Here is an 11,896-nt window from a genome sequence, read left to right on the forward strand (position 1 = left end):
TAAAGCGCAAAGCTATTGAAAAGGTTCTGAACGTCTGGTAAAATTACGTTTGCTGCACTAGATGAAGTAATTTCGAAGTAAGTCTTTATTGGGTAACGGAGGTGAAACAATTGGCAAACATTAAACAAGCAATAAAACGTGTAGGTGTGAACCAGAAAAAACGCGCTGAAAATACAGACTTTAAATCAGAGATGCGTACACATATCAAGGAACTAGAGAAGTTAATTGCGGCAAATGAAGCAGAAAAAGCAAAAGCCGCGCTGCCTACAACGTTCAAAAAAATTGACAAAGCTGTTCAAAAAGGCGGCGTCCACAAAAATAACGGCAATCGCCAAAAATCACGCCTGTCTAAATTGATCAACGAGCTAAGCGCTTAAGACGATTTACAACGGACATAAAAAAACGATCCCATTCAAGGATCGTTTTTTGTATGTCCAAATGTGCATCTAAACTATTGGACAAGTTCATGTAATAACAGTTCAAAAGCAAGCCCTTTCTCCATCCGGCCTTGTTTTATAGCATGATCAGTGTCAGCTAATTGATCAATGATACCCCGCAGACGATCAACTGAAAATTTCCTTTCCCGCTGTAGTGCAATTTTTATGACGTACGGATGAACTCCAAGTTGTTTTTGCATATGGGATTGACTGTATCCTTTCCTGTTTAACAATTTCACCCGCAAAATCGTCCGGAATTGAAAGGCGAGCAACGCAACCAGCCCAATTGGCTCCTCTTTCATTTTTTCAAGGTCTTTATAGATGGATATCGCTTTGTGCAAGTTCCGGTCGATGACTGCATCGACAAGACGCAATGATGAGCTGTTTCCGGAATGTGAAACCAATTTTTCAGCAATTTCTCTTGTAACCGTACCCTTGCTTCCAACATAAAACTGCAACTTGGATAATTCATTTCGCATCTGATGCAAATCTGCCGTTAACTCAGACTCAAGTAGCTCATATGCGTCATCAGCAATCGTGATCCCCAAGCTACCGGCAATATTGGTAATCCAGCTACGAAGCTCATACTCCTTAATTGGATTGCATTCTGCAGCGACGCCGTTTTGTTTTAGAAGCTTTGTGACTTTTTTTCGTTCATCAATTTTTTCGTACGGCGCCGTAAATATAATGGTGGAATAATCCACAGGTTGACCAAGGTATCGGTTGAGCATATCTAAATCATGGTCGAAGGGTAATTTATCCGGTTTTGGTTTTAAAAAGCTTGGATTGTTGGCAATGATCAATTTGTTTCCGCCAAATAAAGGATATGTTTCTGCGTCTGTAACTACTTCCTGAACAGGCGTCTCCTCCAGGTCATATACGGCCAGATGCTCACTCGGATCCGCTTCGTCAGGCAGCACAGCTTTTTTAATATGTGTGATGATTTTTTGTATAAAATAGGCTTCTGTTCCATATAATAAATATACTGGTGCAATTTGTTTTTTCTTTACTTGTTGCAGTACGTCCATATATGTCATACGTCTCACTCCATACTGCAATCGTAAAACGAACACGATCGAAAGGCAAGAACTTTTCATTTCCTCCCGCCATGGAGTACTTTGGCGGGAAAATTCATGTAAGAAGGAGCAGAGGGAAAGATTAAATCCCCTCTGCAATCTATATAAACGCTTAAAATCCAGCCCTAGGAACTGAATTTTAAACGATATTTTGTTATTTATAGGGTAACCTTTATAGCCAAAAGTATAGTTGTTAACTCTTTCTAATGGAGGTAATAAATTTTTGTGACATTATTGGTCAAAAGTGGATTTTTCATAGTATTTATTTTATACTTGTAACTGTATAGGAGGGGTAGATGTGAACGATTTTGAAAAGGATCCGCAATCCAAAAATACTGATGTAGTCGATTCCATTAAAGGTTTTGGTTTTTCCTTTATCTTCTTCGTCCTGATTTTCGCAATTGGGGTAATATTCAACGTTGTAGGTTCATGATTTGAATTCGATACGTATTCCCATCTCCACTACTGACTTCGGAGATAATGGTATGCCGGAATAAAATTATTCATCCGGAAAAAGAGACTGCGAACTGCAGTCTCTTTTATTTTATGTCTTAATAACAGCCTATGGGAGATAGGTGGAAAATGTGCCTTCACCTTTCCTGAAATCGTATTGTACCGCACCATGCTTATCCGTTCGATAAATGTTTACCTCCTCAAACTGCAATGACTGGAGCACATCCCGATGAGGATGCGAGTACATGTTATTTACCCCAGCGGAAATAAGCCCATATACTGGATGAATCTCTTGGAGAAAATCCGAACCTGTTGACGTTCTGCTTCCATGGTGGGCAACCTTAAGCACGTCAATGGTCAAATTAGGATATAAGCGAATGATTTCTTTCTCTGTTTCCCTGCCTATATCACCAGTGAACAGCCACGTTTTCCCACCTAGTTCTGTATATAATACGAGTGAATTTTCATTTTTGGACTGACTATCCTTACTTGGTGAAAGTACATGGAAACCCCCATCCTCAATGGTCAGTTTATCACCCGACTCAGTCCGTACGATGTTTACTTCATTATTTTTTAATGCCTCCAATACTGGATTTGCAAATGTATAGTAATCACTGACAACCACGTGTTTAACAGGCATATCAGCTAATATATACGGAAAGCTGCCCATATGGTCTGTGTCTGCATGGGACAGAAAAATGGCATCAATTTTAGCAATTCCCTGTGACCTCAAATACGGCCGAATAATCTGTTTATACACATTGTCAGATGGCTTTTTTTCCCCGAAGTTTACTGGCGCTCCAGCATCAATAAGGATGACACCTTTACGATAAGGAAGTTCAACAACAAAGGCATCCCCCTGACCAATGTCCAGCATGGTTACCTTGCCATCCGGGGATAAATACGGCTTGATAATGATCAGCATAACAAGAAGTACCAGACTGCACCCCCAGGCAAAAGCCTCTTTTTGCTTTTTCGATTCAGCTTTTGCCATGAATACAACGAAACAGACATAATATAATACCGTTGCCAACAGTGGAAAAGACCCAATCACCATTGGATCGTAGGCTATTTCGTCCGTCATTTGTATAACAATTATAAATACATCATGGATCTGAACAAACAGCGTGTCTAAAAGCGGGTTAATGAATCCGGCTACTGGGGCAAGCAGCAACATCGTAAACATTAAGGGAATAACAAATAGTGTAAAATAAGGAACAATCACTGTATTTAATAAAATGGAAAGCGGCTGAAATGTAAAAAAGTATTCCACCTGAAGCGGAAGGATCATCATCTGGGAAATGAAACTAATTTTTAAAACAGTGAAAAATGAACTGTTCGTCTGTAGGAGCCAATCCTTGGATAAAAGTAGTCCGAATGTGACACAGAACGATAACTGGAAGCCAACCTGGTAAACAATATAAGGGTCAAAACAAATAAGCAACATAAAAACAATGCTGAGTACATCCACAACACTTAATTTCCACCCCCATTTACCGGTAGCCATGAACAATAGAACCATTGCACTCGCCCGCAACACAGACGCCTCACCACCTGCAAGCAATGCATAAATAGGTAGAAAAACGATGACAGTCCATTGTGCTTTTTCCCTGGTGGCGCCAGCATATTTCACGAGCAACATATAAAGAAGTCCCACGACTAGCCCAACGTGTAAACCGGAAATAGCTAGCAGGTGAGTTAAATTCCAGCGTTGAAACAGTTCTTTTGTTTCTTCATCAATTTCGGTATCATCACCAAGCACAAGCGCATTTAGCCATGCAGCTGTTTGTGTGCTAAGGTGTTGCTGCACATATTGAATCATGTCGGACCGGAGCTGATAAATATTTTGCATAAATGATGACCCGGTGCAGGTAATAGCTTCAGAATCATTGATTATCACTTGATAAAATATCCCTTGTGAGGCCAAATAATTGCGGTAATCAAACTGTCCCGGATTTCTGGCGGCATCGGGGGTTTCAGGGGTGCCGACAATCCGGCATGAAGCACCGTACTTCAAATGAAGACCATCACGCTTATCCCCAAAATAAGTAACAAAAAAGTCATTACCGGTGACATCATCAGTAATGGTAAAATCAATTTTCGTGGGGGTCTTTTGCACAGGACGCGTTATTTTTCCATTTATTTTTTGTTCCTTGTCATAAGGAAGTTTTGGTACAGGTTGTTCTATATCGGGAAGATAAAAGAAGAAAAAGAGTGTGATGGCCAGGGAAACAATGAGCGATAATTTCCCCAGCCTGTGGCGAATATACAGCCATATGATCCAGAAGAAAAATAGTACGATAATCCATTCATAACCAAACATAATGGAGAGGAAACTACTGACAATACCTAACGCCGGAAAATGCCAATATCCTTGCATTAGCGATACCTATAATCGGAAAAGTGATTCTGCTTCAGTTTTCAAAACTTGATACATTTCCTGATCATTTGTTTGTCTTTTTAGTTCCTCAAGCAACTGATGAATGTAAGCATCCTTTTCCTGATAATTGGGATCAATCAACAGCTCAGTAAGTTCCACTTTTCTTGTTTCCACACCGGCGTTCTTGAATAGATCAAGTGCGTATGGATGGTTTTTATAGTCTTTAGCATAATAAACGGTCTTAATACCGCTCTGGATTATTTGTTTACAGCACTGCAAGCACGGGAAGTGCGTCACATATATTTCGGCGCCATCCGTCGGCACACCAAATTTGGCACATTGCAGCAATGCATTCGCTTCAGCATGGATGGTGCGAACGCAATGACCATCAATGATATAGCACCCTTCATCAATGCAGTGGACGCCTCCGGAAACACTACCATTGTAACCACCGGCAATAATACGCTTGTCCCTCACGATTGTAGCGCCAACCATTAGTCTTGTACAGGTGCTCCGCATCGCCAGTAAATGACTTTGCGCCATAAAATATTGATCCCATGGAATTCGTTTCATAAACTAACCACCTCGTATCATATGTTTAGGTTTCTATTTAGCCTGTTACTTCTTACTGTTGCCCCGACAAACTTGATAAACATAAAAGCTGTTTTCTAAAAGGTTATTTTTAGTCACAAAAGATATATAATGCGACGTAAGTCACCAATGCCTCAGCTCCCCCAGGAGTCTCCGTGTATACGGGCTACTTGGAAGGGATTATATTCTTTAACAATTCCTAAGAAAGCATACAAATATTAAAATTATATACGCACAACGCCAGTGGAGGAAAAACACGAAGACTCCTGCGGGAAGTAGGAGATCGGTGAGACCCCACAGGGCATAAGCCCGAGGAGGCTCACCACTCCCCCGCGGAAAGCGAAGTGTTTTTCCGGAACGGTAGTCCTACCGCCACCTCAAATTATGTCGCATTATATATCTTATGTTCATTTCGGGATGCGAAAGTTGCGTTTAAAAATTTACTGCTGTAATTACTCCGTTACCCCGTACCGCTAGCGGCCGCTTTCCTCAGCGCTGCTACCCTACCCGAAGACCCACCACTTCCTCGAAAAATGAAAGAAAAGTACTCGTCGCAGAAGCCTTTGTTATCACCCGAAACATGCAGGGTCAGCGATATGGTCAAAACGTAATGGAACTGTATAAGACCGCAGATTAAGGAATTTGTATTTCTTCTTTCAGTGCTTCCAATGTTTTTTCACCAATCCCCGATACGTCAAGCAAGTCTTCAGTGTCTTTAAACAAGCCATTCTCCTCACGGTACTGAATAACGGCTTGGGCTTTTGATGGCCCGATTCCGTTTAATTCCTCAATCTCAGCCTGATCTGCATAATTAATCCGTACTTTCTTTGTACCGGTTTTAGATGTTACCGACGATGGTGTTGCATTTTCAGCAATTGCCGGCACCATAATCACCATCTCATCTTGAACTTTCTGTGCCAAGTTTACTGTTGTTTGATCTGCATTTTTCTTGAACCCGCCCGCCATCTGAATGACATCGTGGACACGCGCATCTGCTGCTGTTTCATAAACACCCGGGGCCACAACCTCCCCTTTTACATCAACCATCACTTCGGTTGGTTGCTGTTTTACTTTGCTATCGTCCGGGCTATCCGCCTTAAGATTCGGATTAGTAGATTCTTTTTCAAGAATTGCTTCGTCGGAACTATCATTATTCCAAAACAAAAAGATGCCGACGATTAAAACAAGAATGATGGGAAATAAGTATTTTTTCAGGAGATAAAACAAGGGGCTCACTTCCTTTGGTGAATTTCCAGGGGATACAGTAAAGTAAAATATGGGGCTTGTTTACTTATTCGACGTTCCTCGGCAAATTCCTCTTTTAAAAATAAAAACGGTCGAAAAAATTTACTCCTCCGACCGTTTGATGGCAGTGATAAAAAGTCTCTCCCCCATTTCATCGATGGCATTATCTTGTATAGAAAAATTACTGGATAAGTGCTGTATATCAAAACCTGCTTCATCAAGCAATTGTTTATAAAATGTCACGGGGTATGTCCGCTGGTGATGATATTCGTCAAAACGGACATATTGCCCATTGGACTTATCACGGGCAAACAAGGTCAAATCGTGGTGCATCTCCCCTTCCTCATCGCCTGCCGAGCAAAACCATACATATGCCACATCATCAGTTACATCAGCAAACGTCTGATTGGTCAAATAGTTATGGACATAATCAAGCGAGTGAATATCGAAAATAAACAACCCTTCTGATTTCAGTAAAGTTGCCACGTGCTGAAAAACGGAACGGAGCTCATCTTCTCCTGTTATGTAATTTAAGACATCACAATAACTAATCGCCACGTCATAATGACGAAAACCTTCTAACATACGCAAGTCCTGCTGAATGAACTGTACATTAAGCCGTTGTCTCGCAGCTCGCTCGTGTGCAATGGTTAGCATATCACTTGAATAATCCACCCCGGTCATCCGATATCCTGACTTGGCTAGACGTGTAGTAATTTGTCCGGTTCCACAACCTAAGTCAATAATGGAGGAAACTGGCTTTCCAGTTTGTGCAATCATAGCTTTAGTGAACGATTCCCATTTATCATAAGGAGCATCTTCCATTAACACATCATAATAATAGGCCAACTGCTCATATTCATAATCATTCTCCGAGGATTCAAGGTTGAGATCCATTTTAGCAGCATCTCCCCATAGCCGCTCCAAGTTATAATAGGAACGCTCCTCTTTATGAAAAACATGGCAAACGATATCTTCAAGGTCAACCAATATCCAGCGCGCTTGGTCAAAACCTTCCATGCGTTTAATAGTAAAATCCATTTCTTCCATCGTTTCCTTGATTGCTCTTGCAATCGCTTGAACCTGACGTTCATTGTTACCGTGACAAATAAGGAAATAATCTGCTACGAGCGATACGTCCCCCATATCCAGTGCCACAATATCTTTTGCTTGTTTGTCATCACACGCTTGTGCAACCTGTTGAATCTTTTGTTTACTGTTCATGAATTAATTACCTCCAGCATTTAGGCGTTTTGTTAAATCATTGTATGCATAAAAAGTATCTGGATAGACGGTCACATGTTTACCTACTAAAAATTGGATTGTATTCCGTAGTGCCATCCAGGCAGCGCGGTATAAATCTTTCTTTGCTGCTTCTCTTACCTCGTCTACTCCCGGAAATGATCTTCCCGGCTCAATGTAGTCAGCAACAAACAGAATCGCCTCCAGTCTGCTCATATGAGCTCTTCCAGTTGTATGGTAACAAATAGCATTCTGTATCTCCGGATTTGTTATCCCATGTCGTTGTTCAACCAGAACGGATGCTACAGGTCCATGCCACAATTCATGGTGATAATCCAGCAAGTCCTTCGATAGGTTGCTTTCCCTTATGATTTGCTGCATGTCTTCAAGTGGAAAATACTTGGCATAATCATGTAAAATGGCCGCCAACTCCGCTTTTTCCAGTGATTCATCATATTGCTTCGCTAAATCAATAGCAGTCTCCGCCACTCGTAGTGTATGGTCAAATCGCTCCTGTTTAAGAAGCGGCTTTACAATCTGGATTGCTTCATCTTTCTTCATACAAATGGTTCTCCTTTATAAAAGTCTCTACACTTTCCGGCACCAAATATTTAATAGATCTTCCGCTGGCAAGCCGTTTTTTTACATCCGTTGAGGAGATATCAATCAACGGTATATCTATCTCAATAATCGGATAATCACTTTCAAGACGAAATCCTTTCCGTTTCACCCCTACAAATTGAATCATTTCCATCAACTCATCAATTTGTTTCCAGTGTGGTAGATACTCAACCATATCGGCACCTATGATAAAATAAAAGGAAATATCGGGGTGCTCATCCATCAGCAACTTTATTGTATCATATGTGTAAGATTTGCCTGAACGACTCATTTCAATCGTATTCACTTTAAAATAATGATTTCCAATAATGGCGTTTTTGGCCATTTTAACTCGTTGCTCTCCATTAGCTGCTGCTGTTTGTTTGTGCGGCGGCTCGCTTGAAGGCATGAGCCACACTTCGTCGAGTTCGAGTGCCACACGTACCTCCTCAGCGACGATTAAATGACCAATATGTGGGGGGTCAAAGGTACCGCCCAATATTCCAACATGTTTCATATCTGACTCCTTTACGGAAGCTGAATTTGCTTGTTTTCCTGTGATTCCTTATATAGCACGATTGTATTTCCGATTACTTGAACAATCTCGGCCCCAGTGCCGGAAGCAAGTTTTTCCGCAACGGTATTTTTATCCTCTAGGGAATTCTGCAAAAGACTTACTTTCAAGAGCTCCCTCTTTTCCAGTGCATCGGCAATCTGTTCTGTCATATTATTATTGACACCTGTTTTACCAACTTGAAAAATAGGTTTTTCGTGATGCGCTTTTGAACGTAAATAGCGTTTTTGTTTTCCTGTAAGCATTTTATCTTCCTTCCAGTAACGTTTTTAGTTGCTGTTTTAAATCACCAATTGGAATGTTGTATGATGTCCACAGTTGAAATGCGTATTGTGCCTGGTACAAAAGCATTGTGTGACCATAGTGGACATGTGCACCTTTCCGGCGTGCCGTTTGCAGGAACTTTGTAGTAAGCGGCTGATAAATGATATCACTGACAATACTACCTTCATTCAATTGTTCCAGCGAAATTATTTGTTCTTCCGTGTTTGGCTTCATACCAACGGCAGTTGTCTGGATAATCAGATTGTAATGTCCAAGTACCTCTTCAGCTTCCTGCAAGCCCAAAACGTTTGTCTGGACACCGTCGCTGCCTTTTTGTGCAATGGCCTCGGCGCTTACTGTTGTCCTGTTGGCGATATCGATGTTCGACAATCCCTCAGCTATTAATGCTTGATAAACCCCTCGTGCTGCACCACCTGCCCCGATAATTAATACCTTACAGGCTGTGTCCTCGAAAACAGACGGATGTTGCTCCTTCAATCCGCGAACATAGCCAGTTCCATCGGTATTATATCCAACCCACTTTCCATTTTGATTGACAACAGTATTAACCGCACCGGTTACCTCCGCTTTCCATTCGAGTTGATCCAAATAAGGAATAATCTTCTGTTTATACGGGACTGTCACATTAAACCCATGTAGTCCACTCGATTTCAGCTTTTCCAGCTCTCTTGTAAATGAATCTTCCGGGGTAATTTCAATTAAGGAATACGTACCGGTTAAACCGGATTTTTCGAGAAACTGATTATGAATCCACGGTGACAGTGAATGTTGAATAGGATGACCGATAAGACCAAGTCTGAATTGCATATGGCACCTCCTAAGTAAATGAATTTCTTATTGATACATGGACACCTTTTGGGCTGTGTGCAGACACAGTCAGCTCACCATCGGGTATCGTAATCCAGCCAAGACCCGGGAACACAATATCATTTTTCCCGTTCTCAAGCCTAAATGTCTGCTCGGCTAATTCCGGCAGAATCGCAAGCGTGTCCCTATCAGGTGGAGATAAAAGCTCCCCCAGATGCTGCTCGAAAAGGTTATCCGCTTTTTGCAGCTTCGTCCGGTGAATCGCAAGTTCATTTGCAAAATAACAAACGAACGACTGCCTCTCTCCTTTTAGAAAGTCAAGCCTTGCTAGCCCCCCGATAAAAAGTGTTTGCCCGCTGTTTAACTGATAAACTCTCGGCTTAATTTCCTTTTTGGGTGTTATGACTTTTAGATCACTGCTGGAAACATAATGAGCCATTTGCTGTTTATTGACGATACCCGGTGTGTCAATGAAAGCTGACTCATCATCGAGCGGGATTTCTATGAAACCAAGTGTTGTACCGGGAAAATAAGAAGTTGTGATTACATCCGTCGTTCCGGTTGTTTGTTCAATTAACTTATTGATGAACGTCGATTTCCCTACATTTGTCGTCCCAACAATGTATACATCTTGCCGGTTACGATAGTGCTCAATAGCCTTCGTTAACTCTGTTATCCCGTGCCCTTTCACAGATGAGATCAAATAGACATCTTTGACCGTAATCCCTGCTTTTTTCGCCTCTGACCGAAGCCACTGGGTCAACTTTCTTTGATTTGTCGATTTCGGTAGCAGGTCCATTTTGTTTCCAACAAGAATAACCGGTTTATTACCGACAATCCGCTGCAAGCTCTTAATGATGCTTCCTTCCGCATCAAAAATGTCAATGAGGTGGACAACCACCCCTTCTTTATCCCTGATTTGACTAACCATTGACAAAAAATCATCATCTGACATTGTTACATCCTGTATTTCATTATAATGCTTTAAACGGAAACAGCGCTGACATAATACAATCTCCCTATTAAGTGCATTTTCCGGGGTATAACCAGCTTGATCCGGGTCAGATGTCTGAATATGAATGCCACAACCCTGACAATTAATGTTTTCCATCATTACTCCTCCCAGCTTATCTTACCTTTTTTACGCATATATCTTAAAATTTGCCGCTCAATTTTCCGGTTAAACCTGGTAACTTTACCATCCGTTTGAACAATCGGCACAACCAAGATTGTGTGAAATCCAGCAATATTGCCACCAAGGATGTCAGTTAAAATCTGGTCGCCCACAACAACGATATCATCTTTCTGTAGTTCCATTTCCCTCGCGGCACGTTTGAACGCATGGCTCAGCGGTTTCCTTGCACTGAATACGAACGGTGTATTAAGCGGTTCAGAAAAAAGTTTCACGCGCTCCATATTATTGTTTGAGATAATGGTCACTTTTATATTATGTTCATTCATCATCCTAAACCATTCAATTATTTCAGGCGTCGCATCCTTTACATCCCATGCGACAAGGGTATTATCCAAATCAGTGATAATCCCTTTTAATCCTCTTTTCTTCAATTCATCCGGATGAATATCAAAAATACTTTTTACATGCTGATTTGGCAAAAACAATTTTAACAACCCGTTACACCTCTTACTGCTACTATTTCAATCGTATTGTCCCCGTTTGTAAAGCGATTAAGCTAAAGTCAATCTTAATAGAGTATACAACATTTGCCTATTATAACTTAAACCAATACGAACTTTCCACAAATGGAAGTCAACAACATTCCATCTATCATTAGTCTATGTCAATTATGCCAAAAACCGTTCGACAAATTTATGCATGATTCGATATGTGGATAACTCAGTGCACAAAATCCACAGTGAAATATCAACATTTTTCGCTTGTTACTGTATGTTTTACACAAGTTATCTACAAACGAATGTGGATAATGCTATCCTTGTGATGCCCTGTATTTCATGATAAATTATTAACAACATGTTCAAGACGAACAGCAAGTGTTTTACAAGGTTAGGAGGGCTATATTCATGGAAGATCTGTCAGATGAGCTGCTATTGGAATCCTATTACAAAGCAAATGAATTAAATTTAAGCCCCGACTTTATATATCTGATTGAAAAAGAAATTAGCAGAAGAAATTTAACAAACAAAGTAAAAACATACAGCTAATCCTGATCGGGTTCAACCCCATTGT

The 11,896-nt window shown here is 40.9% G+C and carries 14 protein-coding genes; 3 read left to right on the forward strand and 11 right to left on the reverse strand.

All coding sequences use genetic code 11. The features are described 5' to 3' along the window. Window positions 1–110 precede the first annotated feature (110 nt). Window positions 111–377 (forward strand): 30S ribosomal protein S20, encoded by a 267-nt coding sequence (gene rpsT / locus FFL34_RS02000; protein ID WP_138600866.1) that lies wholly within the window; start codon window positions 111–113, stop codon window positions 375–377. Window positions 378–451: 74 nt separating this feature from the next. Here the strand turns inward: rpsT and holA are convergent, their stop codons facing one another. Then, complete coding sequence (holA, locus tag FFL34_RS02005) at window positions 452–1,474, reverse strand: DNA polymerase III subunit delta (protein ID WP_138600868.1); 1,023 nt, start codon at window positions 1,472–1,474, stop codon at window positions 452–454. A gap of 337 nt (window positions 1,475–1,811) precedes the next feature. Between holA and FFL34_RS02010 the strand changes: the two genes are divergently transcribed. Then, entirely contained in the window at window positions 1,812–1,946 is a 135-nt protein-coding gene (locus FFL34_RS02010) for a YqzM family protein (RefSeq protein ID WP_138600870.1), read from the forward strand. Between the two features lie 129 nt (window positions 1,947–2,075). Here FFL34_RS02010 and FFL34_RS02015 read toward each other — a convergent pair whose 3' ends face one another. The 10 genes from FFL34_RS02015 to FFL34_RS02060 all read right to left on the reverse strand — a co-directional run bounded on the left by FFL34_RS02015 (window position 2,076) and on the right by FFL34_RS02060 (window position 11,319). Continuing rightward, window positions 2,076–4,346: a DNA internalization-related competence protein ComEC/Rec2 gene (locus FFL34_RS02015; RefSeq protein WP_138600872.1), complete on the reverse strand. Its 2,271-nt coding sequence runs from the start codon at window positions 4,344–4,346 to the stop codon at window positions 2,076–2,078. Window positions 4,347–4,355: 9 nt separating this feature from the next. Then, on the reverse strand, window positions 4,356–4,919 hold the full coding sequence (locus FFL34_RS02020) for a ComE operon protein 2 (protein WP_138600874.1): 564 nt from the start codon (window positions 4,917–4,919) through the stop codon (window positions 4,356–4,358). A 651-nt stretch (window positions 4,920–5,570) separates the two neighbouring features. Beyond that, on the reverse strand, window positions 5,571–6,164 hold the full coding sequence (locus FFL34_RS02025; RefSeq protein WP_138600876.1) for a helix-hairpin-helix domain-containing protein: 594 nt from the start codon (window positions 6,162–6,164) through the stop codon (window positions 5,571–5,573). Window positions 6,165–6,284: 120 nt separating this feature from the next. Next, window positions 6,285–7,406, reverse strand: a complete 1,122-nt coding sequence (gene rsfS / locus FFL34_RS02030) for a ribosome silencing factor (protein ID WP_234031404.1) — start codon at window positions 7,404–7,406, stop codon at window positions 6,285–6,287. A gap of 3 nt (window positions 7,407–7,409) precedes the next feature. Further along, the gene (yqeK, locus tag FFL34_RS02035) at window positions 7,410–7,985 is read right to left on the reverse strand and encodes a bis(5'-nucleosyl)-tetraphosphatase (symmetrical) YqeK (protein WP_138600878.1); all 576 of its coding nucleotides are present in this window, start codon (window positions 7,983–7,985) and stop codon (window positions 7,410–7,412) included. Further along, a complete protein-coding gene (locus tag FFL34_RS02040) occupies window positions 7,972–8,541 on the reverse strand; it encodes a nicotinate-nucleotide adenylyltransferase (protein ID WP_138600880.1) in 570 nt (189 codons plus the stop codon). Before FFL34_RS02040 ends, yqeK begins: the two co-directional genes overlap by 14 nt. An 11-nt stretch (window positions 8,542–8,552) precedes the next feature. Further along, window positions 8,553–8,843, reverse strand: a complete 291-nt coding sequence (yhbY, locus tag FFL34_RS02045) for a ribosome assembly RNA-binding protein YhbY (RefSeq protein WP_138600882.1) — start codon at window positions 8,841–8,843, stop codon at window positions 8,553–8,555. A gap of 1 nt (window position 8,844) precedes the next feature. Then, window positions 8,845–9,690 (reverse strand): shikimate dehydrogenase, encoded by an 846-nt coding sequence (aroE, locus tag FFL34_RS02050; protein WP_138600884.1) that lies wholly within the window; start codon window positions 9,688–9,690, stop codon window positions 8,845–8,847. 10 nt (window positions 9,691–9,700) lie between these two features. Then, window positions 9,701–10,801, reverse strand: a complete 1,101-nt coding sequence (gene yqeH, locus FFL34_RS02055) for a ribosome biogenesis GTPase YqeH (protein WP_138600886.1) — start codon at window positions 10,799–10,801, stop codon at window positions 9,701–9,703. 2 nt (window positions 10,802–10,803) lie between these two features. Beyond that, on the reverse strand, window positions 10,804–11,319 hold the full coding sequence (locus FFL34_RS02060) for a YqeG family HAD IIIA-type phosphatase (protein WP_138600888.1): 516 nt from the start codon (window positions 11,317–11,319) through the stop codon (window positions 10,804–10,806). 411 nt (window positions 11,320–11,730) lie between these two features. On the opposite strand from FFL34_RS02060, the gene sda reads away from it, so the two are divergent. Next, window positions 11,731–11,871, forward strand: coding sequence for a sporulation histidine kinase inhibitor Sda (sda, locus tag FFL34_RS02065; protein WP_138600890.1), 141 nt, complete (start codon window positions 11,731–11,733; stop codon window positions 11,869–11,871). Window positions 11,872–11,896: the final 25 nt, after the last annotated feature.

The organism is Lentibacillus cibarius (assembly GCF_005887555.1).
Classification (GTDB): Bacteria; Bacillota; Bacilli; order Bacillales; family Amphibacillaceae; genus Lentibacillus; species Lentibacillus cibarius.